The sequence below is a fragment of the Pseudomonas sp. FSL W5-0203 genome, assembly GCF_001896155.1.
GTDB classification, from domain to species: domain Bacteria; phylum Pseudomonadota; class Gammaproteobacteria; order Pseudomonadales; family Pseudomonadaceae; genus Aquipseudomonas; species Aquipseudomonas paracarnis.
Genome location: NZ_MPOR01000009.1, coordinates 1 through 26,082, shown reverse-complemented (window position 1 = coordinate 26,082; position 26,082 = coordinate 1). Strand labels below are relative to the sequence as shown.

Sequence of the window (26,082 nt, the reverse complement as noted above, 5' to 3'; positions counted from 1 at the left end):
GCCGGTCGCGGCGCGGGGTGTTGCAGCGTCAGGCGAAAATCTTATTCGATCTGGCCGTGGCAGTGTTTGAATTTCTTGCCCGAACCGCAGTAGCACAGCTCGTTGCGGCCCAGCTTCTGGTCATTGCGAACCGGGGTCTGGGCCAGGGCCACATCGACCTCTTCACCCAATGCTTCAGGCTCATCCAGGCCCGGCGCTTCGTCGTGCTGGAACTGCATGCGCGCCGCCAGTGCTTCGGCTTCCTGACGCAGGCGTGCTTCTTCCTCGATCGGGTCTTCGCGACGCACCTGAACGTGGGACAGCACGCGGATCGAATCGCGCTTGATCGAATCCAGCAATTCGGAGAACAGCGTGAACGACTCGCGCTTGTACTCCTGCTTCGGGTTCTTCTGGGCGTAGCCACGCAGGTGGATACCGTGACGCAGGTGGTCCATGGTCGACAGGTGGTCTTTCCACAGGTCATCCAGCACGCGCAATACGATCTGTTTTTCGAAGGTGCGCAGTGCTTCGGCACTCGCTTGCTCTTCTTTCTCGTTGTACGCCGCCAGCAGCTCGGCCATCAGTTTTTCGCGCAGGGTTTCTTCGTACAGGTGATCGTCTTCGTCCAGCCATTGCTGAACCGGCAAGTCCACACCGAAGTCGCTCTTCAATGCCGCTTCCAGGCCGGCAACATCCCACTGCTCAGGCAGGGACTGTGGCGGGATGTGGGCGCTGACAGTGGCGTTGAGCACGTCCTGACGGAAATCAGCGATGGTCTCGCCAATGTTGTCGGCGGCCAGCAACGTGTTACGCATGTGATAAATCACTTTACGCTGTTCGTTGTTGACGTCGTCGAACTCAAGCAATTGCTTGCGAATGTCGAAGTTACGGCCTTCTACTTTGCGCTGGGCCTTCTCGATGGCGTTGGTCACCATGCGGTGCTCGATCGCCTCACCGGACTGCATGCCCAGGGCTTTCATGAAGTTCTTCACCCGGTCCGACGCGAAGATACGCATCAGGCTGTCTTCCAGCGACAGGTAGAAACGGCTGGAACCGGCGTCACCCTGGCGACCGGCACGGCCACGCAGCTGGTTGTCGATACGGCGCGATTCGTGACGCTCGGACGCGATCACCTGCAAGCCACCGGATTCCAGCACAGCCTGGTGACGCTTCTGCCAGTCGGCCTTGATCTGGGCGATCTGCTCAGGCGTCGGGTTGTCGAGCGAGGCCACTTCCACTTCCCAGTTGCCGCCCAGCAGGATGTCGGTACCACGACCGGCCATGTTGGTGGCGATGGTCAATGCGCCTGGGCGACCGGCCTGGGCGATGATCTCGGCTTCTTTTTCGTGGAACTTGGCGTTCAGTACCTTGTGCTCGATACCTTCCTTGTTGAGCAGGTTGGACACGTGCTCGGAGGTCTCGATGGTGGCGGTACCCACCAGGATCGGACGGCCCTTGGCCATGCCATCCTTGATGTCATTGATGATCGCCGCGTATTTCTCTTCGGCGGTCAGGAACACCAGGTCGTTGTAGTCTTTACGCGCCAACGGCTTGTTCGGCGGGATGACCATCACGGCCAGGTTGTAGATCTGATGGAATTCGAACGCTTCGGTGTCGGCCGTACCGGTCATGCCGGACAGCTTGTTGTACAGACGGAAGTAGTTCTGGAAAGTGGTGGACGCCAACGTCTGGCTTTCGGCTTGGATGTTGAGGTGTTCCTTGGCTTCGATGGCCTGGTGCAGGCCTTCGGACAGACGACGACCGGGCATGGTACGACCGGTGTGCTCGTCAACCAGCACGACCTGGCCGTCCTGCACGATGTACTCGACGTTGCGGTGGAACAGCTTGTGGGCGCGCAGGCCAGCGTACACGTGGGTCAACAGGCCCAGGTTGTGCGCCGAGTACAGGCTTTCACCTTCGGCCAATTCGCCGATCTGGGTCAGCATCTCTTCGACAAACTGGTGACCGGCTTCGTTGAGTTCGACCTGGCGGGTCTTCTCGTCGATGGTGAAGTGACCTTCTTTGGTCACCACGCCTTCCACTTCCTCGATGTGCTGCTCAAGACGCGGGATCAACTTGTTGATCTCGGTGTACAGGCGCGAGCTGTCTTCGGCCTGGCCGGAGATGATCAGCGGGGTACGGGCTTCGTCGATGAGGATGGAGTCGACTTCGTCGATCACGGCAAAGTTGAGTTCACGCTGGAATTTTTCATCCATGCTGAACGCCATGTTGTCGCGCAGGTAGTCGAAACCGAATTCGTTGTTGGTACCGTAGGTGATGTCGCAGGCGTACGCGGCGCGCTTCTCTTCCGGCGGCTGGAACGGCGTTACCACGCCGACGGTCAGGCCGAGGAATTCATACAGCGGGCGCATCCAGTTGGCGTCCCGGCGAGCCAGGTAGTCGTTCACCGTCACAACGTGCACGCCCTTGCCGGACAGTGCGTTGAGGTAAACGCCCAGGGTTGCCACCAGGGTCTTGCCTTCACCGGTGCGCATTTCGGCAATCATGCCTTCATGCAAGGTCATGCCGCCGATCAACTGGACGTCGAAGTGGCGCATGCCCATGACGCGCTTACCGGCTTCACGGGCGACCGCAAAGGCTTCGGGCAGCAGCTTGTCGAGGGTTTCACCTTTGGCTATGCGGGCCTTGAACTCTTGGGTCTTGGCGCGCAATTGCTCGTCCGACAGAGCAACCATCTGCTCTTCGAAGGCATTGACCAGCTGCACCGTCTTGAGCATGCGTTTGACTTCGCGCTCATTCTTGCTTCCAAAAAGTTTCTTTAACAAAGGCGCAAACATATCGGCAGGTTCTTCCACACATAGGGATGGAGGGCGCACCGTGAGTGGCCCGAGCAGCCCTCACGGCCGCATTGCGAACGCGCATTCTACCCGGAATCGTGGGTGAGGAAAGTGGCGTTGTTCCCCGAGGCAGGCACGGCGCTGTGAGAGGGCCTGTTTAAAATAAGGGCTTTTGCGCGAACTTCAACCCATGGAGCGCAGAAGTTACTTATTGATTTCATGGGCAAAGCCCAGCCGAGGCACGGCCGCGGGGTGTACCGGCGCTTTCTGTTAAGATAACCGCTCTGTTACCTAAGGTGTCTAAACATGGCATTTCGCCCTCTTACAGCCCGCGCGCCCGGCGTGTTGCTTCGCGAAGCCAAGCCGTTGAAAGCCATCTTTGGCCATGCCAAACGCCTGGGCCATTTGCAACGCCTGCTGGAAAGCCAGCTGCAACCTGCCGCACGTGAGCACTGTCATGTGGCGTCCTGGCGAGAAGGCAATCTGCTATTAATTGTCACCGATGGTCATTGGGCCACGCGCTTGCGTTATCAGCAAAAACGCTTGCAGCGCCAGTTGATGGCGTTTGAAGAATTCGCCGGCTTGACGCGCATTCAGTTCAAGGTACAGCCACCCACCGTGCCGCAAGGCGCAGTGGGGCATACCCTGGACCTGTCGGAAACGGCCGCCGAAACCCTTCAGGCCACCGCCGAAGGGATCAACGACCCGGGCTTGCGCGCCGCCCTGGAACGGCTGGCCGCCCATGCCCGGCCCAAAGCCTGAAACGTTATTTGCGTTTGCTGCCGCCCAATAACGAACCCAGCAGACCACGTACCAACTGGCGCCCCATCTGATTGGCGGCCTGCTGCATGGCTGACTTCAACGCCTTGCCCGCCGTGGTCCCCAGGAAGGCACCGGCCCTGTCGGTAAAGCTCGGCTCTTCGGCGGCCGGAGCAGCCTGCTCGGCAGGCCCAAGCTCCTTGCGGGCCATCAGCACTTCATAGGCAGACTCACGATCCACCGGCTTGTCATAGCGCCCCAACAGCGGCGAGCTGGCAACCAACGCTTTACGTTCGGCTTCGGTGAGCGGCCCGATCCGCGATTGCGGAGGAGCAACCAGTACGCGCTGGACGACTTCCGGCGTGCCCTTTTCCTGCAAGGTTCCCACCAAGGCCTCACCAGTGCCCAACTCTGTAAGCACCGACAAGGTATCGAATGTCGGGTTGGGACGAAAACCGTCCGCCACCGCTCGCAGGGACTTCTGTTCTTTGGCAGTGAACGCGCGCAAACCGTGCTGGATGCGCAGGCCCAGTTGCGCCAGCACCGTATCCGGCAAGTCGCCCGGCGATTGCGTGACGAAATACACGCCGACGCCTTTGGACCGGATCAGGCGCACTACCTGCTCCAGGCGCTCCTGCAAGGCTTTTGGCGTATCGGCGAACAACAAGTGCGCTTCATCGAAAAACAACGCCAGCAACGGTTTGTCGGCATCGCCGCGTTCCGGCAATTGTTCGAACAACTCTGCCAGCAGCCACAACAGGAAGGTCGCGTAGACCTTCGGCGCTTCATGCACCAAGCGGCTGGCGTCCAGCAGGTGGATGCGCCCACGCCCATCACTGGCGGGCTGCAAAATATCCTCCAATTGCAGGGCCGGCTCGCCAAACAGGGCTTCGGCGCCCTGCTGCTCCAGCACTGCCAGACGCCGCAACAAGGCCTGGCTGGAACCGGTGGTCATCAAGGCGGCGTCTTCGCCCAGTAGTTCCGGGTGATAGCGCAGGTGATTGAGCAGTGCCTTGAGGTCCTTGAGGTCCAGCAGCAACAGGCCTTCGCGGTCGGCCACTTTGAACGCCGCATAGAGCGCCGATTGCTGGCTGTCGGTGAGCTCCAACAGGCTGCCGAGCAAGAGCGGGCCCATTTCACTGATGGTGGTGCGCAACGGATGACCGGATTGGCCGTGGATATCCCACAGGGTGACCGGGTACGCCTGGGCCGTGTAATTAAGGAAGGGCATACCGGCGATGCGCTCGGCCACTTTGCCCTGGGGGTTGGCTGCGGCGCCCAGGCCGCAGAGGTCGCCTTTGATGTCGGCAGCGAACACCGCCACACCCGCATCACTGAAGGCTTCCGCCAGGCGCTGCAAGGTGACGGTCTTGCCGGTGCCCGTGGCGCCAGCGATCAACCCATGACGGTTGGCCAGGCGCATGGACTGGGCGATGGGCAGGCCGTCAAGGCCAGCACCGATAAGCAGTTGTGTGGAGTCAGGCATTTCGTCACCTATGGTTAATCTTTAGTGCCGCGAGGTCGATATAGACGGATGTAAGCCCGACAAAGACTAAAAAACGGTCAGATAATTCCGATATGGACCAACGGAGCTATCACCAGAAATACCACACCTTTTTTGACGCTGCCATTTTGCGCCTCCCGCATAGGATGCGCCTCGGATATTAAGACCTTAGCGGACCCTTCAAGCCATGAACAAAAATCTGCGCTTCAGCCACAAGATCCTGCTTGCAGCCTCCCTTATCGTCATCGCCGCTTTCGCGTTGTTTACCCTCTACAACGACTACCTGCAGCGCAACGCGATTCGTGACGACCTCAATAACTACCTGCATGAGATGGGCGACGTCACCGCCAGCAACATCCAGACCTGGCTCACCGGGCGTATCGCCCTGGTGGAAAACGCCGCACAGAACATCGCCATCAACCCTGAACAAAGCGTGGTCGCCAGCCTGCTGGAACAGAAAGCGCTGACCTCGTCATTCATGGCCACCTACGTCGGTGACAGCCAGGGCACCTTCACCATTCGTCCTGACACCAAGATGCCCGACGGCTTCGATCCGCGTGTTCGCCCCTGGTACAAGGGCGCCCAGGCCAGCAACGGTTCAACCCTGACCGAACCCTATATCGACGCGGCGACCGGGCAACTGATCATTTCTGTCGCCACGCCCAGCGCCAAGGGTGGCCAGAGCATCGGCGTAGTCGGCGGCGACCTGAGCCTGCAGACCCTGGTGGACAACATCGGCGCGCTGGATTTTGGCGGCATGGGTTATGCGTTCCTGGTCAGCGCCGACGGCAAAGTGCTGGTGCACCCGGATAAAGCCCTGGTGATGAAGACCCTGGCGGACGTTTATCCAAAAGACACGCCGAAGATCAGCGGCGATTTCAGCGAAGTGCAAGCCAACGGCAAGACCAATATCGTGACGTTTACACCGATCAAGGGCCTGCCCTCGGTAAACTGGTACCTGGGCGTTTCGGTGGATAAAGACAAGTCTTTCGCCATGCTCAGTGAGTTTCGCACCTCGGCGGTGATCGCAACGATCATCGCGGTGGTGATCATCATCGCCCTGCTCGGCATGCTCATCCGCGTCTTGCTGCAACCTTTGCACCTGATGACCCGAGCCATGCAGGACATTGCCGACGGTGAAGGCGACCTGACCCGCCGCCTGACCATCCAGAACAATGATGAATTCGGCACCCTGGGCAATGCTTTCAACCGCTTCGTCGAGCGCATTCATACCTCGATTCGCGAAGTGTCTTCAGCCACCGAGCACGTCAATGAAGTGGCCCTGCGGGTGGTCAGCGCCTCCAACTCGTCGATGGTCAACTCCGACGAACAGGCCAACCGCACTAACAGCGTCGCCGCCGCCATCAACCAACTGGGGGCCGCGGCCCAGGAGATCGCACGCAACGCCGCCCAAGCCTCCAGTCAGGCCAGCGATGCCAGGCACTTGGCCGAAGACGGCCAGCAGGTGGTTGAACGCAATATCAAGGCGATGACGCAGTTATCCAGCATGATCAGCACCTCAAGCACCAATATCGAAGCACTTAACAGCAAAACGGTGAATATCGGCCAGATTCTTGAGGTGATCACCAGCATTTCCCAGCAAACTAATCTGCTGGCGCTCAATGCGGCGATCGAAGCGGCGCGCGCCGGGGAAGCCGGGCGTGGCTTTGCGGTCGTGGCCGATGAAGTGCGCAACCTCGCTCATCGCACTCAGGAGTCGGCGCAACAGGTGCAGACGATGATCGAAGAGCTACAGGTGGGTGCCCGGGACTCGGTGACTACCATGAGCGAAAGCCAACGCCACAGCCTGGACAGCGTGGAAATCGCCAACCTGGCCGGCGAGCGCCTGAACAGCGTGACCCAGCGCATTGGCGAGATCGACGGTATGAACCAGTCGGTCGCCACCGCCACTGAAGAACAGACCTCGGTGGTGGAGTCGATCAATATGGACATCACCGAGATCAACACCCTCAACCAGGAAGGGGTGGAAAACCTGCAATCGACCCTGCGCGCCTGCTCGGACCTGGAACAACAGGCCTCGCGTTTGAAGCAATTGGTGGGCAGCTTCCGGATCTGAGGGGCAATACCGACCATTACAGCGAACGCAATGCGATCCAATGTGGGAGCGGGCTTGCTCGCGAAAGCAGTCTATCAGTTGAAGATGCACTGACTGATTCACCGCTTTCGCGAGCAAGCCCGCTCCCACAGGGGACCTGCGTTTAACCGACCGGCATAACACACCAATCCCAATCGAACATCTATCCTTACCTCAGGTCCATCTAGGGAGAGCAATGGATCGGAGGGATGTTCATCGTGCATATCGCTGACATAACCATGTTCTACGCCCCGGCCAGCGGTGGCGTACGCACTTACCTTGACGCCAAGCACCGGCGTCTGGCGCTCAAGCCGGGCATTCGCCACAGCCTGTTGATACCCGGTGCACACTTGAGCGAGCAGGACGGCATCTTCAAAGTACCGGCGCCCGCCCTGCCCTTCGGCAAAGGCTATCGCTTCCCCCTTCGTTTGGCGCCTTGGCGAAATGTCCTGCACGATTTACAGCCTGACCTGATCGAAGTTGGCGACCCTTACCTGACCGCCTGGGCCGCACTGGATGCCCGACGCCAATTGGATGTGCCGGTCATCGGCTTTTACCACTCCGACTTGCCACTGCTGGTGAGCAATCGCATGGGGCCTTGGTTTACCCCCAATGTTGAAGCCTATGTGCGCAAACTCTATGGGAATTTCGACCGAGTGCTCGCCCCCAGCCAGGTAATGGCCGACAAGCTCACCGGGCTTGGCGTCAGAAATGTCTTCGTGCAACCCCTGGGTGTAGACCTGCAAACCTTCACCCCTGAGGTACGTGACCCCGGCCTGCGCGCCGAACTGGGGATTGGCGAAGACACTCGACTACTGATCTTCGCCGGGCGCGGCTCCAAGGAGAAAAACCTGCCGGTGCTGCTCAACTGCATGAAACGCCTGGGGGAAGGCTATCACTTGCTGCTGGTGGGCTCCGGCATGCCGGCCAGCGTGCCAGACAATGTCACCGTGGTTGACGGATTCCGGCCCGCCCAACATGTCGCTCGGCTGATGGCCAGCGCCGACGCCTTACTGCATGGTGGTGACCAGGAGACCTTCGGCCTGGTGATCCTGGAAGCCATGGCCTGCGGTATTCCAGTGGTCGCCGTGGCGGCCGGGGCCTTTACCGAGATTGTCGACGAGCGTTGTGGCCTGCTGTGCGCGCCAAACAACCCCAAGGCCATGGCCGAGGCGGTGCGCGAGCTGTTCAGTACCGACAGCCGACGCCTGGGTGCTCAGGCTCGGCGCCATGTCGAGCAGCATTATGCGTGGAACACGGTAGTCGACAGCCTGCTGGGGCATTACTGCGCCGTGCTGGGCAGCCATGAACCGATGCTCGCCCATGGCTGAGCGCGCGCTGATGCTGGTACTGCACGACGTGGCCCCGCACACCTGGGCCGACTACCGGCCCTTCGTCGAGGCCGTCGATGCACTGGGCAACGTGCCCATCACTTGGCTGGTGGTGCCAGACTTCCATCACCATGACGACCTGGCCGCCCACCGCGATTTTCGGCGCCTGCTCGATAGCCGTGTCGCCAAGGGCGATGAACTCACCTTGCATGGTTATTACCATTGCGACGACCAACCTCGGCCGCGTACGCCAAAAGAATGGTTTATGCGACGCATCTATACCCACGAAGGCGAGTTTTACCAGCTGTCCGAGGCCGAGGCGTTGCGGCGGCTGACCGCCGGCATCGAGGTATTCCAGCGCAATGGCTGGCCGCTGCATGGCTTTGTTGCGCCAGCCTGGTTGATGAGCGATGGCACCCGGCAGGCATTGCGCCAGTTGCCGCTGAGCTACACCAGCGACCCACAACATCTTTATCGCCTACCGGACTTCACGCCTATCAGCGCCCCCGGCCTGGTGTGGAGTGCCCGCAGTGCCTGGCGCCGGGGATTGTCCAAAGTCCTCAGCGACCGCCGTGAACAGCGTTGGCAGGAGGCTGCGCTGATCCGACTGGGATTGCACCCGGTGGACATGCGCCACAGGTTTTCCCGCGATTATTGGTTGCACACCCTGCAACGCCTGCTCAGCACAGGGCGCGTCCCCCAAACCAAAGCCGCCTGGCTGGCCACGCAGCCATGGGCCGACTGATCTGGCTGGTGCTGGCCCTTTTGGTGGCGCTGGCCATTCCGGTATGGCTGGGCGGCGGCGAAAGCATTGCGCGCCTGCGCCAGTTTCCGTTGCCCCAGTTACTGGGGATGTTCGCCATGATCATCGGCTGCTGGCTGATCAACAGCCTGCGCATCCGCCTGTTGCTTGGCGAGCATCGCGGCCAGTTAGGGCCGCTCAAAAGCCTTGGCGTGGTGATATCCACTGAATTCGCCATGTGTGCAACTCCCGGCGGCAGCGGCGGGCCGTTGACCCTGATGGCCCTGCTGGCGCGCAATGGTATCCGTCCCGCCCATGGCAGCGCGGTGTTCGCCATGGACCAATTGAGCGACCTGGTGTTTTTTCTCTGCGCACTGGTGGGGATCTTGCTGTATGCGCTGTTCCATAGCCTCAGCCCGCGTCTGGAGTGGTTGCTGGGGCTTAGCGCCGTGTCGATGGTGGGTGGGGTAATCAGTGGCTGGGCCGTGGTGCATGTTCACCGGCGGCTGATTCGCCTGGCGGGTTTGGCACTCAAGGCCATGAAGGTCGGCGCTACCAGCCGCCGACGCTGGGCACGCCGGTTGCTGCGTTTTCTTGCGGCGTTCAGCGCCACCCTGAAACTACCCCGGAGCACCTTGCTTGGGGTCTTTGCGCTGACCAGCCTGCATTGGCTGCTGCGTTACAGCGTGCTGTACCTGGCGCTGCGCGGGTTGGGGGGCGAGGTACAGTGGGCCTGGAGCTTTCTGATCCAGATGTTATCCCTGACTGCGGGGCAGTTCAGCCTGGCGCCTGGTGGGGCCGGCGCTGCGGAATTGACGTCAGCGGCACTGCTGGCGCCCATGGTGGGCACATCCACAGCGGCTGCGGCAATTCTGATCTGGCGCGCGGTGACCTACTACTTCTATTTGCTGGCCGGTGCGCCAGTGTTTCTATTGATGGTCGGCAAACCGCTGCTCAAGCGTCTTTTTCAGGGGCGGCAGGCGGCTGGTCCTGCGCCTGTGTCTGCTCCCATAAACGCGCCGCGCCTGGAAAATCAGTACCATCCTCGGCATCCAGCGCGTCCGGGTCGTAACGGCTCAAACAGCCCTCGCCCAAGGTAGCAGGCGCCCGTGAGGTGGCTTTATCGAGCGGATCGCTCATGGGAATCTCCAGAAGCAGAAATAAAAAAGGGCCTGGAGAGTTTTACCTCCAGGCCCCGGTGTCTTTCAATCACAATCGCCGGGTCAGAAGACCACGGTCTTGTTGCCGTGCACCAACACGCGATCTTCCAAGTGATAGCGCAGGCCACGGGCCAGCACCATCTTCTCGACGTCACGGCCGAAGCGCACCATGTCTTCAATGCTGTCGCTGTGGCTGACGCGCACCACGTCCTGCTCGATGATCGGGCCGGCGTCCAGCTCTTCGGTCACGTAGTGGCAGGTTGCACCAATCAGCTTCACGCCACGCAGGGAAGCCTGGTGATACGGCTTGGCACCGACAAAGGACGGCAAGAAGCTGTGGTGGATGTTGATCACCTTGCCAGCGTATTCGCGGCACAGTTCCGGTGGCAGGATTTGCATGTAGCGCGCCAGCACCACTACATCCGCATCATGCTGCTTGACCAGACGCGACACCTCGGCAAATGCCGGTTCCTTGTCCTGTGGGTTGACCGGCACATGGTAATAAGGGATGCCATGCCATTCGACCATGCTGCGCAGGTCGTCGTGGTTGGAGATCACGCAAGCAATCTCGCAATCGAGTTCGTCGCTGTGCCAGCGGTGCAGCAGGTCTGCCAGGCAGTGGGATTCGCGGCTGGCCATCAGCACCACGCGTTTCTTCTGCTCTGTATCGGTGATGTGCCAGGTCATCGAAAACTCTTCGGCAATCGGCGCAAACGCCTCGCGGAATGCTTCCAGGCCAAAGGGCAGCGTATCGGCACGGATTTCGTGACGCATGAAAAACCAACCACTGAGATCGTCCGAGTGATGGCTCGCCTCGGTGATCCAGCCATTATGGGAAGCCAGAAAGTTACTGACCTTGGCAACGATGCCAACCCGGTCCGGGCAAGCAATCACCAGCCGAAAAGTGCGCATTAGGGGGAAACTCCAGAACTTCACAAAGGCCGCTATTCTAGCGATTACGCAGAAAAACTGCAGTATTCCCTTGCACCTTATCTTGAGGCATGGCCGTGGTAACACCCCTTAATCGTGTAAGGTTTTACCACCGCTATATGACGGTACAACGGCATGCTGAGGTCAGTAGCAAAAAATTAACGCGATTATCTTTGCGCTTAACGCTGACTAATTAACTCATCGGCCAGGTTTTCTCACACACATTCAATGTCATTCACCTGAATAACGTCTTAAATGTTTACTTGATGAAATTGCCTGACTATTATTAGGCCACTCACCCTGTCAATCAGCGTTCTACATAAGGTAGTCCACATGTCACTGATCAACGAATACCGCGCCACCGAAGAAGCTATCAAAGAGCTGCAAGCCCGTTTGAAGAACCTGTCCGAAGACGACAAGCTGAAAACCGAGCTGGAATTCGAAGGCAAATTGCGCACCCTGATGGGTGAATACTCCAAATCCCTGCGTGACATCATCGCGCTGCTGGATCCAGAGTCGAAAGTTAAAGCACCGCGCGGCGCTGTGAAAACTACCGGCACCAAGCGTGCTCGCAAGGTCAAGCAATACAAAAACCCACACAACGGCGAAGTGATTGAAACCAAAGGTGGCAACCACAAAACTCTGAAAGAGTGGAAAGCCAAGTGGGGCGGTGACGTAGTTGAAGGTTGGGCAACCCTGCTGGGCTAAGCCCGGTCGGACGTTCACCCGATACGTCACACATGAAAAACGCCAGCTTGCTGGCGTTTTTTATTGTCTGAATATTCTGTAGTTATGCGCTTACAGACTCAAGCGCGCCGCTAATGAATCCACATAGTCCTGCCATTGCGCCAGCACCTGGCACTGAAACGATGTAGCACTAACCGCCAACTCCTCACGCGCCTGCTTAAATGCCAACAGGGTATTCGGCGCCCCCCACTGCGCCTCCGACAAACGTTGCTGACAGAAAAGTTTCCAGCGTTGTTGCTCGTCATTGTTCAAGGTTTCAGGAAAGTTACGCGCCCGGTAGCGAAATAATAATTCCGGCAAACGATGATCATCGAACGGCCACTGCTGACGGGCTAATTGCGCGGGCTCTGCCATGCGAACTTGCTCACATAAACGGCGGTCACGATCACCAATAAAACCCTCGTAGAGCTGCTGCTCCGGGTCCGCGTTCGACGCAAAGTCTTCCTCGGCATAAATGGCCGCTAACTTGTCCCGCCAAACTTCCTGTGCGTCAGTTAGTCGCAGCGCCCGCGCGAGGCAAGCCTCCTTATCCAGTTGCAGGCGCTCAAGATCTTGCGGGCGCAGCACCTTCAACGGCGCAACCACCGGGCAGCGGTTGATATGCAGTAGCTTGAGCGGAACCGGCAGCTCACCTTCGGCCAGCTCATCGCGGCGCGTGTAAAGACGCTGGCGCAGGGTCGTCGCATCCAGGTCCAACAGCCCTTGTGGATCGAGCCCCAGGTCACAGACGATCAAGGCATTGCGATTGCGTGGGTGCCAGGCCAGGGGCAAGACCACGCCCAGGTAATGGCGTTCGGCGGAGAAACGCCCGGAGATATGCACCATCGGTTGCAGCAACCGCACCTGATCCATGACCCGTTGTTTACTGCGCAGTTGAAACAACCATTCATATAACTTCGGTTGTTTCTCCCGGACCAACCGCGCCAGGGCGATGGTTGCACGCACATCCGACAACGCGTCATGGGCCTGGCCGTGGTCTATGCCGTTGGCCTCGGTCAAGCGTTCGAGCTTGAGGGTCACACGCCCGTCCTGCTCGGGCCAGTTGATGCCCTCCGGCCGCAGGGCGTAGGCGGTGCGCATCACATCGATCAAGTCCCAGCGGCTGTTGCCGCCCTGCCACTCGCGCGCATAGGGGTCGAAAAAATTGCGGTACAGACTGTAGCGCGTCATTTCATCGTCGAATCGCAGGGTGTTGTAGCCGGCGCCGCAGGTACCTGGCGCGGCCAATTCGGCGTGCACCCGGGTCATGAAATCGGCCTCGGCAAGGCCCTTCTCAGCGAGGATACTCGGCGTAATACCCGTGATCGCACACGCTGCCGGATGAGGCAGGATATCGTCGCTGGGCTGGCAATAAAGGTTGATCGGCGCACCGACCTCATTGAGCTCAAGGTCGGTGCGGATACCGGCTACCTGGAGCGGGCGATCGTTGCGCGGGTTGATGCCGGTGGTTTCATAGTCGTACCAGAAAATCGAGGTCACGGGCTATTCCTGTGCTGAAGACCGACAAAGTCTAGGCGCTGCAAGGCGTCCGGGGCCAGCGATACCTTACTGTATAAATATCCAGAAAAACCTCGGGTGGTTGCTTCCATCCTCGACACTGCTAGCATCCGTGTCTCTCAAGTCGCCTCGCAGTGCCAAGGATCGCAATGCCATCAACCCCTCTGGATACCCACTATCAGATAGAAACGCCCGAGGGCATCGACCTGCCCCTGCGCCCTGCTGGCCTGCCCTCCCGGGCATTGGCGTTTGCATTCGACCTGGGCGTGCGCGGGATCATCATGGGTATCCTGCTGGTGCCACTGGCGCTGCTCGGCAATGTGGGGATCGGGCTGGGTTCGCTGCTGCTGTTCCTGGTGAGCTGGTGGTACATGGTGTTGTTCGAAGTGCTCAACCAGGGCTGCTCGCCAGGCAAGCAGGTCATGGGGCTGCGCGTGGTACAGGATGACGGCACGCCCATTGGCTGGTCGGCATCGCTGATCCGCAACCTGCTGCGTTTTGTCGACATGCTGCCCTTCGGTTATTTCCTGGGCGCGATCAGTTGCCTGCAACATCCGCACTTCAAGCGGCTCGGCGACCTGGCCGCCGGTACGCTGGTGGTCTACCGGGAATTGCCGCTGGTACGCCCAAGCATCCCTCAAGCGCCCGCCCTGCGCCTACCCTTCGCACTGGAGTTGAGCGAACAGAGGGCCATCCTCGGTTTCGCCGAACGCCAGGCCGAACTCTCGGCCGAACGGGTGCATGAATTGGCCGCCATCCTCGCAGAGCCCCTGCAGGTGTCTGCGCCGCGCGCCGTGGAGCAACTCAACGGGGTAGCCCGTGGTTTGTTGGGGCCGACATGAAGCAGAGCCTTTTTGAAAGCCGCCACCAGCGCCAATGGCATACCTTCGCCGAGCAGTTGACACAACTGGAGCAAGGTAAAGCCAAGGCCGCCGATGTTGCCGACTTCCCGCATCAATATCGACGCCTGTGCCAACATCTGGCCCTGGCTCAGCAACGCGGCTATAGCAGTTACCTGGTCGACACGTTGCAACAACTGGCACTGCGCGGCCATCAACAACTGTATCGCCATCGCAGCCAACTGACGGCAAACATACTGGCGTTTCTTCTCGCCGAATTCCCGCGCCTGGTACGCGAACAATGGCGCTTCGTGCTGATCGCTGGCCTGCTGTTCTTTGGCAGCCTGGTGGGGATAGCCCTGCTGGTGTACCTGTTCCCCGATCTTATCTACAGCATCATCAGCCCCCAGCAGTTGGCCGACATGCAGGGCATGTACAACCCCGACGCCAGCCGTCTGGGCCGTGCTGCCGAACGGGCCGCCAGCGAAGACTGGATGATGTTTGGCTATTACGTGATGCACAACATCGGCATCGCCTTCCAGACCTTTGCCGCCGGCCTGTTGTTCGGCCTGGGCAGTGTGTTCTTCCTGATTTTCAACGGCCTGGTCATAGGTGCAGTCTCCGGGCACCTTACCGACATTGGCTATGGCCAGACCTTCTGGTCGTTTGTCATTGGTCACGGCGCATTCGAGTTGAGCGCCATCACGCTGGCCGGTGCCGCAGGTTTGCAACTGGGCTGGTCACTGGTTGCCCCCGGGCGCTTGGCACGCAGCGAGGCCCTGCGCCTGGCCGCCCGCAAAAGCGTACGGATGCTTTGCGGTGTCATGGTGTTCCTGTTGATCGCAGCCTTTATCGAAGCCTACTGGTCCTCAACCACTCGCATTGAGCCCTGGATCAAATACGCAGTAGGCGCCGCGCTCTGGCTGCTGGTGGCCGCTTACCTGTCCCTGGCCGGGCGGAGTCGCCATGCGCCTGACTGACGCCAGCGTGGTGATTCGCCCGCGTACTTCCTGGGAAGCCATGGACCTGGGCGTACTGATGGCCAGGGAACACCGTGTCCTGCTGATGGGCAGTTGGGCGCTGGTAAGCTTGCCGGTATTCAGCCTGTTGACGGTGCTGCTCTGGAATTACCCGTCTTTGGTCATGTTCCTGTTCTGGTGGCTCAAGCCGGCCTTCGACCGCTTGCCGCTGTACATTCTGTCCAAGGCCCTGTTTGGTGAGCCCCCCAGCCTCAAACAGGCCGTTCGCCAGTGGCCGCAATTGCTCAAGGGGCAACTGTTCGCAAGCCTGACGTGGCGGCGGCTGAGCATGAGCCGCAGCTTCACCCTGCCCGTCAGCCAACTGGAAGGCCTGGACGGTGACGCACGTCAACGACGCCTTGGAGTGTTGCTGCAACGTAACGCTGGCGCCGCACGCTGGCTGACGACCATCGGTGTGCACATGGAAATCGGCCTCTGGTTTGGCGGCATGACCCTGTTCTATCTCTTCATCCCGCAACAGGTTGAACTGGACTGGGACTGGCAACGGCTAATATTCGCGTCAGCCTCGGACGTGCTTTGGCTTGAGCACCTGAGCAATGCCTTCTATGCCCTGGTCCTGGTGTTCTGGGAACCCATCTACGTCGCCTGTGGCTTCAGCCTGTACCTCAACCGCCGCACAGTGCTGGAGGCCTGGGACCTGGAACTGGTATTCCGTCGGCTGCGCCAGCGCCTGAGCAATGTTGCACCGCTGCTGTTGCTGGTGGTTGGCCTGGCGTTGCTACACATCAGCCCACCGACCATGGCAGATGAAACCACAGCCCATAAGCCACTTAGCACCCAGGCCGCCAGCCAATCCATCCAGGCGTTGCTGGAAAAGCCACCTTTCAAGAACCCGGAAACCGTCACACGCTATCGGTTTGGCGAAGAAAAAGCGCCGGTTAAAAACAAGGCCACGGGCGACGGCAAATTACCTGGCTGGCTCCAGGCACTGCTCGACAACCTTAACAGCGACACCTTCAAATACGTCGCCAAAACTTTGGAAATACTGCTCTGGAGCCTTCTGATTGGCGGCCTGGCCCTGGTGTGCTGGCGTTACCGTGAATGGTTGCGCACGTTCGTCAGCCGCCTTGGGCCTACTCGCACGGCCGCTCCCTCGCCCGTTCCCGCTCAGTTGTTCGGGCTGGAACTGGGCACCGAGACATTGCCCGAAGACATCGCCAGTACCGCCGAACAACTATGGCCCACCCACCCACGGGAAGCCCTTGGCCTGCTGTATCGCGGGTTGCTCAGCCGGCTGTTGCACGAGTTCGACCTGCCACTGACAAGCGCCGATACCGAGGGGCAGGTACTGGAGCGTGTTCATCATTTGCAACAACCGCAGTTACTGGCGTTCAGCGACGAACTGACACGCCACTGGCAAAACCTGGCCTATGGTCACCGTCTGCCGCCTTCTTCAGCCCAACAAAAACTGTGCAGCGACTGGCGTGCTCTTTTCAGTGACGGAGCGGGCCAGTGAATCGCGCGCTATTGTGGACAGCGCTGTTGTTGGCGTGCCTGGTGGGTGCGGGCGGCTTATATGCCTGGCACAAGGCAATTCCCTACGAGGAAGTGGTTGACCGGGGCCCGTCGCCAGAGGCTCGCGCCAATCCCTATCTGGCCGCCGAGCACTTTCTACGCCAGCACGGCTTGGTCGTGGCACACGCCAAGGGCCTTGAACGACTCGCCGAACTGCCCGCCAAAGGCCATAGCCTGTTGTTGCTGGGAGAGCGCAGCAACATGACCCCACGCCAGGTCGACCAACTGCTGGGCTGGGCAAAAGCCGGTGGCCACCTGCTCCTGGTCGCCGAGGCATTATGGGATGAAGAAGCCGGCACAAGCGGTGACCTGCTGCTTGATCGCCTCACTATCCGCCAAACCTTGAGCGACACCTTCGACGAACCCGTGCCACCGCGTAAAAAAAACAAACCGGATCTGACCAAGCTCTATGTCGACAACGAAACCGCACCGGCGTACTTCAGTTTTGACACTTACTTCAACCTCACCGACCCCAAGCACCTGGCGCAGTTTTCCGCCAACAGCGCCAAGTCCAGCCACCTGATACAACTCGACCTGGGGCAAGGCCGCGTAACGGTGATCACCGACAGCGACCTATGGAAAACCGCAGATATCGGCAGCCATGATAACGCCTGGTTGCTGTGGTACCTGAACCAGGGCACTGACGTCACCTTGCTGTTCAACAGTGACACGGACGATCTGTTTACCCTGTTGCTCCGTTATTTCCCTCAGGCCCTCGTCGCCCTGGTTGCGCTGCTTGCCTTGGGGCTGTGGCAGGCAGGCATGCGCCAGGGCCCGATCCAGACACCGGCGCCCAAGGCACGTCGCCAGCTGCAGGAACACTTGCAGGCCAGCGCGGACTTCCTATTGCGCCGCAGCGGCCAGGGCACGTTGTTGCAAGCCTTGCGACACGACATTCTGCGCGCAGCCCGGCGACGCCATCCAGGGTTCGAACACCTCGATGCGTCAGAGCAACGCCAAGTGCTGGAACACCTTACGCGACAACCCCCTCACATCATCAGCCAGGCGCTTGAGCCCGTTGCGCTGAAGCGGCTTTCCAGCGCCGACTTCAGCCGTCAGGTGGCGCACCTGCAAACCCTCAGGAATGCCTTATGAGCGACTCTCCACTGGCCACCGCCCTGACCGCCGAAAACCTTCAGCAGGCCAGCCAGCAGGCCCAGGCGCTGCGCGTGGAATTGCGCAAGGCCGTGATTGGCCAGGACCCGGTGATTGACGACGTGCTCACCGCCCTGATCGCAGGCGGCCACGTCCTGCTTGAAGGCGTGCCTGGCCTGGGCAAGACCTTGCTGGTACGGGCCCTGGCCCGCTGCTTTGGCGGTGATTTCGCCCGCATCCAGTTCACCCCGGACCTAATGCCCAGCGATGTCACCGGCCACGCCGTTTACGACCTGCAGACCGAACAGTTCAAACTGCGCAAGGGACCGTTGTTCACCCACCTGTTGCTGGCCGACGAGATCAACCGTGCACCCGCCAAGACCCAGGCAGCGCTGCTGGAGGCCATGCAGGAACGCCAAGTGACCCTGGAGGGCGAGGCGTTGCCCATCGGCCAGCCCTTCATGGTCCTGGCAACCCAGAATCCTATCGAACAGGAAGGCACCTACCCACTGCCCGAGGCCGAACTGGACCGCTTCATGCTCAAGGTGCGAATGGACTACCCGGATGCTCTACAAGAGCTGGATATGGTCCGCGAAGTGACGCGCTCGTCCAAGGCCGACATGCTGGAGGTACAGCCGTTGCGTACTGTGCTGCAAGCCGAGGACGTAGTAACGATGCAGCAAATTGCCAGTGACCTGCCACTGGATGAACAGGTGCTCGACTATGCCGTGCGCCTGGCCCGTGCCACGCGCAGTTGGCCGGGGCTGGCCATCGGTGCCGGCCCCAGGGCCTCCATCGCTCTGGTACGCGGTGCCCGTGCCCGTGCGCTGTTGCGCGGTGGCGAATTCGTCACCCCCGATGACATCAAGGGCTGCGCCCTGGCGGTACTGCGTCACCGGGTACGCATCGCACCAGAGCTGGACATCGACGGCTTGGAGGTCGACCAGGTGCTCCAGCAGTTACTCGACCAGATTGCGGCACCAAGGCAATGACGCGGCCATGAAACCGACTCGTCTGCTGCTGACCTGGCTGGGCGTTCTGCTCGGCTTGAACATCTTGTTGGGCGCTTCGGCAGCGTTGCAGTTCAAAGTGCCCGCCACCTTGCATTCGGTAGCCTGGGGCCTGCTGCTGGCCCTGTTGCTGCTGGCGTTGCTGGATGCTGCACGCTTGCGTCGCCGCCCTTCGACCCGCGTGTACAGAACATTGCCTGGTAGCCTGGCGCTGGGGCGCTGGGAAGAAATACGCCTGTGCCTGGAGCACGACTACCCGCAACCTCTGACCGTGCAGGTGTTCGATCACGTGCCCGATGGCCTGGCTGTGGAGAACCTGTCTCAATTCATTCAACTACGCCCCGGTGAACGTGCTGAGCTGGGCTATCGCGTGCGCCCCTTGCGGCGCGGGCAGTTCCATTTCAGTCGCTGCGAGCTGCTGCTGCCCAGCCCATTGGGGCTGTGGTCGGCACGACGATGGGTCGACACCCGCGATTCCACCCGTGTTTACCCGGATTTCGCGCGCTTATACGGTGCGCAGTTACGGGGTGTGGATAACTGGCTGAGCCAACTGGGCGTGCGCCAACATCAGCGGCGAGGGTTGGGCCTGGAATTTCACCAACTGCGCGAGTTTCGTGAAGGTGACAGCCTGCGTCAGATCGACTGGAAAGCCACCGCCCGCCAACGAACGCCCATTGCCCGGGAATACCAGGACGAACGCGACCAGCAAATCGTGTTCATGCTCGATTGCGGCCAGCACATGCGCAGCCAGGATGACGAACTGTCCCATTTTGATCACGCGCTCAATGCCTGCCTGCTGCTGAGCTATGTCGCCTTGCGACAGGGCGATGCGGTAGGGCTGTGCACGTTCGCCAGCGACCAGCCGCGCTACCTGAAGCCGGTCAAGGGCAGTGGCCAATTGAACCTGTTGCTCAATGCGGTCTATGACCTACAGACCACGCGAAAAACCGCCGACTACCAGGCGGCCGCCAGCCAGTTGTTGGCACGTCAAAAACGCCGGGCGCTGGTGATCATCGTCACCAACCTGCGGGATGAGGAGGATGAAGCGCTGATGGCTGCCGTCCAGCGTATCGGCAGGCATCACCGGGTACTGGTGGCCAGCCTGAGGGAAGAGGTCCTCGACCAGCTACGTCAGACGCCTGTGCAGACATTGCCCGAAGCCCTGGCTTACAGCGGCACGATCGATTACCTCAACACCCGCAACCAACGCCATGATCGTTTGAGTGCCCATGGGCTGTCGGTGCTCGATACCTTGCCATCGGCGCTGGGTGCCGGGCTGGTCACACGCTATCTGGAGTGGAAAAAGGCCGGGGTATTCTGAGGATGACTGCGCAGGGGTATGGCCAGGAAACGGCCACGACCCCACGCATAATTCAGACAGAGGCCTGCAAAGGATAAAAGCTGAAGTACTGCAACAGCGCGTTGATCAGGTGCCGGTATTCCTCGGGCGCCTCAAGCACGCTGAACCCCGAGTCGTAATGCTGCGGGGTGACATCCTCGTGGCTCCACAAGCAGGTTGCCGTGAGGTCAATCGCCTTGAACTCGCCTTGCGCCACCGGCACTTTCAAGCGCAGCTCGAAATCCACCTCGGTCATCATGGGTAACGAGCTGATCAGCATCAGACCGTTTTCAGACACATTTCCAAGATAGCCGATTGGCTTGTCGGTAATACGATTGAACACCTGCAGAAAATACGGCAGTTGATGCCGCTCGATCCGTCGTTCGGTAAACATGGTGAAGTCGCCATCCAATAGCCAAAAATCTGGCCGTGCCAGTGATTCGGAACAAGCAATCGCTCGCTCTCCCTGGATCTCGGTGTGACAAAACCTACCGCTTGTCACCAAACAACTGCCGAATCCGGGCCTTGCATCCGTTCGAATGGGAAACTGCACAAACAGACATTCAAAGATTAGCCCAAGACTGGCGACAGGCCAGCTATAAAATGACAAATACCATTACAACGACGCAGGCCTTGGTTTTGCCAGGCCTGCAGCCGGCAGATGCCCCAGTTGCTGCAAGGTATCGAGCCGCGCGCGGGCTCGATAGGCGTACTCGCTAGACGGGTAGTGGCCGATGATGAACTGATAGGTCTGCGCGGCATCGACAAACAGTTTCTGGCGTTCCAGGCACTGCCCGCGCAACATCGAAACCTCCGGTTGCACGTAGCGGCGGGTACGGCTCTCGCGATCGACCTGGGACAACTCCAGGGTGACACGCTGGCAATCACCGACCCCATAGGCGCGGTAAGCGTTGTTCAAATGGTGGTCCATCGACCAGCGGGTACAGCCGACAACACTGACGGCCAGGGCAGCAACGAGCAAAATTCGCATGGGGTTCTCCTGTCTTGTGCAGTGTATCGACCCCTGGTCGAAAATCTTCAAGGCGTTTGCCCATTCAACCGCAGCCAAAACAAGCCAATCGTCGATAAGTAGTGCAAACGAACAATGACTACAACGAAAGAGCATAGTAGCCTTCCCCAGCGCTTGAACTCAGGAGTCCGTGCATGTCCGTCCGTCGTACCAAAATCGTCGCCACCCTTGGCCCGGCCAGTAACTCGCCGGAAGTCCTCGAACAGCTGATTCTGGCTGGTTTGGACGTCGCCCGTCTGAACTTCTCCCACGGCACCCCGGACGAGCACAAGGCTCGTGCCAAGCTGGTGCGTGACCTGGCCGCCAAGCATGGCCGCTTCGTTGCACTCTTGGGCGACCTGCAAGGCCCGAAAATCCGTATCGCCAAATTTACCAACAAGCGGATCGAGCTGAAGATCGGTGACAAATTCACCTTCTCCACCAGCCACCCGCTGACCGAAGGCACCCAGGACGTGGTGGGCATCGACTACCCGGACCTGGTCAAGGACTGCGGCGTCGGTGACGAGCTGCTGCTGGACGACGGCCGTGTGGTCATGCGCGTCGACACCGCCACGCCGACCGAACTCAATTGCACCGTGATCATCGGCGGCCCGCTGTCCGACCACAAAGGCATCAACCGTCGCGGTGGTGGCCTGACGGCGCCGGCCCTGACTGAAAAAGACAAGGCTGACATCAAGCTCGCCGCCGAAATGGAAGTGGACTACCTCGCCGTGTCCTTCCCGCGCGACGCCGCCGACATGGAATACGCCCGTAAGCTGCGCGACGAAGCCGGCGGTACCGCCTGGCTGGTAGCGAAGATCGAGCGTGCTGAAGCCGTGGCCGATGATGAAACCCTCGACGGCCTGATCAAGGCTTCCGATGCCGTGATGGTTGCCCGTGGCGACCTGGGCGTGGAAATCGGTGACGCCGAGCTGATCGGTATCCAGAAGAAGATCATCCTGCACGCACGCCGTCATAACAAAGCGGTGATCGTTGCGACCCAGATGATGGAGTCGATGATCCAGAACCCGATGCCGACCCGTGCCGAAGTGTCCGACGTGGCCAACGCCGTGCTCGACTACACCGACGCCGTGATGCTCTCGGCTGAAAGTGCCGCCGGCCCGTACCCGCTGGAAGCCGTGCAGGCCATGGCGCGTATCTGCGTCGGTGCCGAAAAGCACCCGACCAGCAAGACCTCCAGCCACCGCATCGGCAAGGTTTTCGAAAGCTGTGACCAGAGCATCGCCCTGGCTGCCATGTACACCGCCAACCACTTCCCGGGTGTCAAGGCCATCATCGCCCTGACCGAAAGTGGCTACACGCCGTTGATCATGTCGCGCATCCGTTCCTCGGTGCCTATCTACGCTTTCACCCCACACCGCGAAGCCCAGGCCCGCGCGGCCATGTTCCGTGGCGTGTACACCATCCCGTTCGACCCGGCGTCGCTGGCACCGAACGAAGTCAGCCAGAAGGCGATCGACGAGTTGGTCAAACGCGGCGTCGTGGAGAAAGGCGACTGGGTCATCCTGACCAAGGGCGACAGCTACCACACCACCGGTGGCACCAATGGCATGAAGATCCTGCATGTGGGCGACCCGCAGGTCTGAGTGACAAGCTGAAAAACAAAAGCCCCGCCCTGTGAATGGCGGGGCTTTTTGCATTTCAGTGCAGGCCATTGTGTTGAATTTCAGCGCCTCATCGCAGGCAAGCCAGCTCCCACAATAGTCAGACAACTCGGTCTACTGTGGGAGCTGGCTTGCCTGCGATGGCGTCATCGGCTCCGGACGATAAGCTCCGATACCGACTTGACCAGGCTTTTCATAACGTAAAAGGGCGAGCCAGGAACACATCCGCCAGCAATTGATTACGCGGCAGGCCCGCCAGGAACAAGCGCTTGGAAAAGGCCTCGACGCTGGCAGGGTGCCCACAAAGCAAGGCCAGGGTGTGCCGGGAAACAAGCCGCAGTTGCGCCAATGCCGGCTGCAACTGCGCCGCGGTCCATAGCTCCACGGTGAGGTGCCCATGTTGCGCGGCAAGCGCTGCCAGGGGTTCAGCCAGATAATGAGCCTCGGCCTCATGGGCCAGGTGAATCACGCGAATCTCGCCTTGATGATCCTGGCGCAGTGCCTCGCGCAACACGCCCCACAAGGGGCCCAGGCCAGTACCGGAGGCCAGCAGCCACAAGGGTCGTGATTGCCAGTCAGGATCATAGTGCAGCGCTCCACCCCGCAGTTCGCCCAGGCATACAGGATCACCGACCTTCAACTGTCGCGCGGCATCGCTGAAGGCACCGGGTTGACGGCAGTCGATATGGAACTCCAGATACGGCTCCTCCTGGGGCAAACTCGCCAGGGAATAAGGGCGTGCCACCTGCCCTGCCCACAGCACCAAATGCTGCCCGGCCCTGTACCGCAGGGCACGTTCTGGTTGCAGGCGCAGGCGCAGTACCGTCGAACTCAGCCAATCGGCGCCCACCACCTGGGCGGGCAAGCCATCGCGCAGGGGATCAAACGCGTCGACCTTCAGGTCCGCAATGACCCGGCACTGGCACGCCAGCCGCCAACCTTGCTGGCGCTGCGTCGGGCTCAGGGCTTCGGGCTGCTTGTCGTCAACCTCACCCTCGCAACGCACCAGGCACGCATGGCAACTGCCGGCCCGGCAACTGAAGGGCACGGCCACACCGGCCTGATTCAAGGCATCCAGCAGGTTGCTGCCGGGGGTGACCGACCAGTGGCGTTCGCCGACATACAGTTCAGGCATATAAAGACTCGATCATAAGGAGCGCGCACAGGGAATCATGCCTGCGACAGTTTGACCATAGTCGGGTGTATCGGCCACCGTGCCGGGTTATACTGCCGCGCCTTTTTAGCGTCGCGCCTGCACCATTCTGGCGTGCCTTGGAAAGATGGCTTCAGCCGACCGATGCAACACTGAGGCCATCTTTATTGAATGTTCCCTTATAGAGGAGCGCGACTCATGACCGTGATCAAGCAAGACGACCTGATTCAGAGCGTTGCCGACGCCCTGCAATTCATTTCCTACTACCACCCCGTTGATTTCATCCAGGCCATGCACGAAGCCTACCTGCGCGAAGAATCGCCGGCAGCCCGTGACTCCATCGCCCAGATCCTGATCAACTCGCGCATGTGTGCCACCGGCCATCGCCCGATCTGCCAGGACACCGGTATTGTCACCGTGTTCGTGCGCGTGGGTATGGACGTGCGCTGGGACGGCGCAACCATGGGCCTGGACGACATGATCAACGAAGGCGTGCGTCGCGCCTACAACCTGCCAGAAAACGTCCTGCGCGCCTCGATCCTCGCCGACCCGGCCGGCGCCCGCAAGAACACCAAGGACAACACCCCTGCGGTCATCCACTATTCCATCGTCCCGGGTAACACCGTGGAAGTGGACGTGGCGGCCAAGGGTGGCGGCTCCGAGAACAAGTCGAAAATGGCCATGCTCAACCCGTCCGACTCGATCGTCGACTGGGTGCTCAAGACTGTTCCGACCATGGGCGCCGGCTGGTGCCCACCGGGCATGCTCGGCATTGGCATCGGCGGTACCGCCGAGAAAGCCGCGGTAATGGCCAAGGAAGTGTTGATGGAGTCCATCGACATCCACGAGCTGAAAAAGCGCGGCCCGCAAAACCGTATCGAAGAAATGCGCCTGGAGCTGTTCGAGAAGGTCAACCAACTGGGCATCGGCGCCCAGGGCCTGGGTGGCCTGACCACCGTGCTCGACGTGAAGATCATGGACTACCCGACCCACGCCGCGTCCCTGCCGGTGTGCATGATCCCCAACTGCGCCGCCACCCGTCACGCGCACTTCGTGCTCGACGGCTCGGGCCCGGCGTCACTGGAAGCGCCACCGTTGGACGCCTACCCGGAAATCGTCTGGGAAGCCGGCCCATCGGCTCGCCGCGTCAACCTCGACACCCTGACCCCGGAAGAAGTGCAGAGCTGGAAGCCGGGCGAAACCGTCCTGCTCAACGGCAAGATGCTTACCGGTCGCGATGCGGCGCACAAGCGCATGGTCGAGATGCTGAACAAGGGCGAAACCTTGCCGGTGGACCTCAAGGGCCGCTTTATCTACTACGTCGGCCCGGTTGATCCGGTGCGCGAAGAAGTGGTTGGCCCAGCGGGCCCGACCACTGCAACGCGGATGGACAAGTTCACCCGCCAGATCCTGGAGCAAACCGGCCTGCTGGGCATGATCGGCAAATCCGAGCGCGGCCCTACCGCCATCGAAGCGATCAAGGATCACAAGGCCGTGTACCTGATGGCCGTGGGCGGCGCCGCTTATTTGGTGGCCCAAGCCATCAAGAAGTCGCGCGTGGTTGCCTTCGCCGAACTGGGTATGGAAGCCATCTACGAGTTCGACGTCAAAGACATGCCGGTCACCGTTGCAGTAGACAGCAAAGGTGAATCCGTCCACATCACCGGTCCTGCCATCTGGCAGAAAAAGATCAGTGACAGCCTGGCGGTAGAAGTGCAGTAAGCACCTCATCCAAAAGAATAAAGGCGACTGCGGCCCCACGGCCCAGTCGCCTTTTTTATGCCTGGAGCAAGGGACTGCTCCTGATCTTGCTCTTGATCTGCTTTTGATCTTGATCTCAGGCGCCCCGTTAAACCACGCTGGCCGAACGCAGGCTTGAATTCGTGGGTAACCCGGCAGGACGCCGGGTTAGCCG

General features: G+C 60.3%; 21 protein-coding genes and 1 pseudogene. 15 read left to right on the top strand and 7 right to left on the bottom strand.

Going from position 1 to position 26,082, the window contains the following annotated elements; genetic code table 11:
• Positions 1 to 41 precede the first annotated feature (41 nt).
• A complete protein-coding gene (gene secA / locus BOP96_RS10505) occupies positions 42 to 2,777 on the bottom strand; it encodes a preprotein translocase subunit SecA (RefSeq protein ID WP_014719726.1) in 2,736 nt (911 codons plus the stop codon).
• Positions 2,778 to 3,083: 306 nt separating this feature from the next.
• Between secA and BOP96_RS10500 the strand changes: the two genes are divergently transcribed.
• Positions 3,084 to 3,539 (top strand): DUF721 domain-containing protein, encoded by a 456-nt coding sequence (locus tag BOP96_RS10500; protein ID WP_019821244.1) that lies wholly within the window; start codon positions 3,084 to 3,086, stop codon positions 3,537 to 3,539.
• A 4-nt stretch (positions 3,540 to 3,543) separates the two neighbouring features.
• Here BOP96_RS10500 and BOP96_RS10495 read toward each other — a convergent pair whose 3' ends face one another.
• Entirely contained in the window at positions 3,544 to 5,022 is a 1,479-nt protein-coding gene (locus tag BOP96_RS10495; protein ID WP_014719728.1) for a helicase HerA-like domain-containing protein, read from the bottom strand.
• A 205-nt stretch (positions 5,023 to 5,227) separates the two neighbouring features.
• Here BOP96_RS10495 and BOP96_RS30840 point away from each other — a divergent pair.
• The 5 genes and pseudogenes from BOP96_RS30840 to BOP96_RS10475 all read left to right on the top strand — a co-directional run.
• Positions 5,228 to 6,259, top strand: a pseudogene (locus BOP96_RS30840) (HAMP domain-containing protein); the annotation flags it as partial.
• A 93-nt stretch (positions 6,260 to 6,352) separates the two neighbouring features.
• Complete coding sequence (locus tag BOP96_RS30835) at positions 6,353 to 7,117, top strand: methyl-accepting chemotaxis protein (protein ID WP_370694806.1); 765 nt, start codon at positions 6,353 to 6,355, stop codon at positions 7,115 to 7,117.
• A 227-nt stretch (positions 7,118 to 7,344) separates the two neighbouring features.
• Positions 7,345 to 8,466: a glycosyltransferase family 4 protein gene (locus BOP96_RS10485; RefSeq protein ID WP_073452643.1), complete on the top strand. Its 1,122-nt coding sequence runs from the start codon at positions 7,345 to 7,347 to the stop codon at positions 8,464 to 8,466.
• Positions 8,459 to 9,211 carry a DUF2334 domain-containing protein gene (locus tag BOP96_RS10480; protein ID WP_073452641.1) on the top strand — a complete coding sequence of 251 codons (753 nt, stop codon included), beginning with the start codon at positions 8,459 to 8,461 and terminating at the stop codon, positions 9,209 to 9,211. The genes BOP96_RS10485 and BOP96_RS10480 overlap by 8 nt, the downstream gene beginning before the upstream one ends.
• On the top strand, positions 9,199 to 10,308 hold the full coding sequence (locus tag BOP96_RS10475) for a lysylphosphatidylglycerol synthase transmembrane domain-containing protein (RefSeq protein ID WP_073452639.1): 1,110 nt from the start codon (positions 9,199 to 9,201) through the stop codon (positions 10,306 to 10,308). The genes BOP96_RS10480 and BOP96_RS10475 overlap by 13 nt, the downstream gene beginning before the upstream one ends.
• A 123-nt stretch (positions 10,309 to 10,431) precedes the next feature.
• Here the strand turns inward: BOP96_RS10475 and purU are convergent, their stop codons facing one another.
• On the bottom strand, positions 10,432 to 11,280 hold the full coding sequence (gene purU, locus BOP96_RS10470) for a formyltetrahydrofolate deformylase (RefSeq protein ID WP_019821236.1): 849 nt from the start codon (positions 11,278 to 11,280) through the stop codon (positions 10,432 to 10,434).
• 351 nt (positions 11,281 to 11,631) lie between these two features.
• Between purU and mvaT the strand changes: the two genes are divergently transcribed.
• A complete protein-coding gene (gene mvaT, locus BOP96_RS10465; RefSeq protein WP_019821235.1) occupies positions 11,632 to 12,006 on the top strand; it encodes a histone-like nucleoid-structuring protein MvaT in 375 nt (124 codons plus the stop codon).
• A gap of 90 nt (positions 12,007 to 12,096) precedes the next feature.
• Here the strand turns inward: mvaT and sbcB are convergent, their stop codons facing one another.
• Positions 12,097 to 13,524, bottom strand: coding sequence for an exodeoxyribonuclease I (gene sbcB / locus BOP96_RS10460; RefSeq protein WP_073452637.1), 1,428 nt, complete (start codon positions 13,522 to 13,524; stop codon positions 12,097 to 12,099).
• Positions 13,525 to 13,691: 167 nt separating this feature from the next.
• Between sbcB and BOP96_RS10455 the strand changes: the two genes are divergently transcribed.
• Genes BOP96_RS10455 through BOP96_RS10430 form a run of 6 tightly spaced genes read left to right on the top strand, consistent with a single transcriptional unit; the run spans position 13,692 to position 20,362 of the window.
• Positions 13,692 to 14,384 carry an RDD family protein gene (locus tag BOP96_RS10455; protein WP_014719736.1) on the top strand — a complete coding sequence of 231 codons (693 nt, stop codon included), beginning with the start codon at positions 13,692 to 13,694 and terminating at the stop codon, positions 14,382 to 14,384.
• Positions 14,381 to 15,361 (top strand): stage II sporulation protein M, encoded by a 981-nt coding sequence (locus BOP96_RS10450; protein WP_073452635.1) that lies wholly within the window; start codon positions 14,381 to 14,383, stop codon positions 15,359 to 15,361. The genes BOP96_RS10455 and BOP96_RS10450 overlap by 4 nt, the downstream gene beginning before the upstream one ends.
• Positions 15,348 to 16,877, top strand: coding sequence for a DUF4129 domain-containing protein (locus BOP96_RS10445; RefSeq protein ID WP_019821229.1), 1,530 nt, complete (start codon positions 15,348 to 15,350; stop codon positions 16,875 to 16,877). The genes BOP96_RS10450 and BOP96_RS10445 overlap by 14 nt, the downstream gene beginning before the upstream one ends.
• Positions 16,874 to 18,031, top strand: coding sequence for a DUF4350 domain-containing protein (locus tag BOP96_RS10440; protein ID WP_073452632.1), 1,158 nt, complete (start codon positions 16,874 to 16,876; stop codon positions 18,029 to 18,031). The genes BOP96_RS10445 and BOP96_RS10440 overlap by 4 nt, the downstream gene beginning before the upstream one ends.
• Complete coding sequence (locus BOP96_RS10435) at positions 18,028 to 19,023, top strand: AAA family ATPase (RefSeq protein ID WP_032902736.1); 996 nt, start codon at positions 18,028 to 18,030, stop codon at positions 19,021 to 19,023. The genes BOP96_RS10440 and BOP96_RS10435 overlap by 4 nt, the downstream gene beginning before the upstream one ends.
• A gap of 7 nt (positions 19,024 to 19,030) precedes the next feature.
• On the top strand, positions 19,031 to 20,362 hold the full coding sequence (locus tag BOP96_RS10430; RefSeq protein WP_073452630.1) for a DUF58 domain-containing protein: 1,332 nt from the start codon (positions 19,031 to 19,033) through the stop codon (positions 20,360 to 20,362).
• Between the two features lie 52 nt (positions 20,363 to 20,414).
• Here the strand turns inward: BOP96_RS10430 and BOP96_RS10425 are convergent, their stop codons facing one another.
• Positions 20,415 to 20,774 (bottom strand): PilZ domain-containing protein, encoded by a 360-nt coding sequence (locus BOP96_RS10425; RefSeq protein ID WP_019821226.1) that lies wholly within the window; start codon positions 20,772 to 20,774, stop codon positions 20,415 to 20,417.
• 222 nt (positions 20,775 to 20,996) lie between these two features.
• The gene (locus tag BOP96_RS10420; RefSeq protein ID WP_003193903.1) at positions 20,997 to 21,371 is read right to left on the bottom strand and encodes a tetratricopeptide repeat protein; all 375 of its coding nucleotides are present in this window, start codon (positions 21,369 to 21,371) and stop codon (positions 20,997 to 20,999) included.
• A 173-nt stretch (positions 21,372 to 21,544) separates the two neighbouring features.
• Here BOP96_RS10420 and pyk point away from each other — a divergent pair, with 173 nt between their 5' ends.
• Positions 21,545 to 22,996: a pyruvate kinase gene (gene pyk, locus BOP96_RS10415; RefSeq protein WP_003193904.1), complete on the top strand. Its 1,452-nt coding sequence runs from the start codon at positions 21,545 to 21,547 to the stop codon at positions 22,994 to 22,996.
• Between the two features lie 211 nt (positions 22,997 to 23,207).
• On the opposite strand, the gene BOP96_RS10410 is transcribed toward pyk, so the two are convergent.
• Positions 23,208 to 24,149 carry an iron-sulfur-binding ferredoxin reductase gene (locus tag BOP96_RS10410; protein WP_073452628.1) on the bottom strand — a complete coding sequence of 314 codons (942 nt, stop codon included), beginning with the start codon at positions 24,147 to 24,149 and terminating at the stop codon, positions 23,208 to 23,210.
• A gap of 216 nt (positions 24,150 to 24,365) precedes the next feature.
• On the opposite strand from BOP96_RS10410, the gene BOP96_RS10405 reads away from it, so the two are divergent.
• On the top strand, positions 24,366 to 25,889 hold the full coding sequence (locus BOP96_RS10405; protein WP_003193907.1) for a fumarate hydratase: 1,524 nt from the start codon (positions 24,366 to 24,368) through the stop codon (positions 25,887 to 25,889).
• Positions 25,890 to 26,082: the final 193 nt, after the last annotated feature.

Bases quoted from the DNA above. Each gene is read 5' to 3' on its own strand.
- secA (WP_014719726.1), bottom strand. From the start codon at position 2,777: ATGTTTGCGCCTTTGTTAAAGAAACTTTTTGGAAGCAAGAATGAGCGC.
- BOP96_RS10500 (WP_019821244.1), top strand. From the start codon at position 3,084: ATGGCATTTCGCCCTCTTACAGCCCGCGCGCCCGGCGTGTTGCTTCGC.
- BOP96_RS10495 (WP_014719728.1), bottom strand. From the start codon at position 5,022: ATGCCTGACTCCACACAACTGCTTATCGGTGCTGGCCTTGACGGCCTG.
- BOP96_RS30835 (WP_370694806.1), top strand. From the start codon at position 6,353: ATGGTCAACTCCGACGAACAGGCCAACCGCACTAACAGCGTCGCCGCC.
- BOP96_RS10485 (WP_073452643.1), top strand. From the start codon at position 7,345: ATGTTCATCGTGCATATCGCTGACATAACCATGTTCTACGCCCCGGCC.
- BOP96_RS10480 (WP_073452641.1), top strand. From the start codon at position 8,459: ATGGCTGAGCGCGCGCTGATGCTGGTACTGCACGACGTGGCCCCGCAC.
- BOP96_RS10475 (WP_073452639.1), top strand. From the start codon at position 9,199: ATGGGCCGACTGATCTGGCTGGTGCTGGCCCTTTTGGTGGCGCTGGCC.
- purU (WP_019821236.1), bottom strand. From the start codon at position 11,280: ATGCGCACTTTTCGGCTGGTGATTGCTTGCCCGGACCGGGTTGGCATC.
- mvaT (WP_019821235.1), top strand. From the start codon at position 11,632: ATGTCACTGATCAACGAATACCGCGCCACCGAAGAAGCTATCAAAGAG.
- BOP96_RS10455 (WP_014719736.1), top strand. From the start codon at position 13,692: ATGCCATCAACCCCTCTGGATACCCACTATCAGATAGAAACGCCCGAG.
- BOP96_RS10450 (WP_073452635.1), top strand. From the start codon at position 14,381: ATGAAGCAGAGCCTTTTTGAAAGCCGCCACCAGCGCCAATGGCATACC.
- BOP96_RS10445 (WP_019821229.1), top strand. From the start codon at position 15,348: ATGCGCCTGACTGACGCCAGCGTGGTGATTCGCCCGCGTACTTCCTGG.
- BOP96_RS10435 (WP_032902736.1), top strand. From the start codon at position 18,028: ATGAGCGACTCTCCACTGGCCACCGCCCTGACCGCCGAAAACCTTCAG.
- BOP96_RS10430 (WP_073452630.1), top strand. From the start codon at position 19,031: ATGAAACCGACTCGTCTGCTGCTGACCTGGCTGGGCGTTCTGCTCGGC.
- BOP96_RS10425 (WP_019821226.1), bottom strand. From the start codon at position 20,774: ATGTTTACCGAACGACGGATCGAGCGGCATCAACTGCCGTATTTTCTG.
- BOP96_RS10420 (WP_003193903.1), bottom strand. From the start codon at position 21,371: ATGCGAATTTTGCTCGTTGCTGCCCTGGCCGTCAGTGTTGTCGGCTGT.
- pyk (WP_003193904.1), top strand. From the start codon at position 21,545: ATGTCCGTCCGTCGTACCAAAATCGTCGCCACCCTTGGCCCGGCCAGT.
- BOP96_RS10410 (WP_073452628.1), bottom strand. From the start codon at position 24,149: ATGCCTGAACTGTATGTCGGCGAACGCCACTGGTCGGTCACCCCCGGC.
- BOP96_RS10405 (WP_003193907.1), top strand. From the start codon at position 24,366: ATGACCGTGATCAAGCAAGACGACCTGATTCAGAGCGTTGCCGACGCC.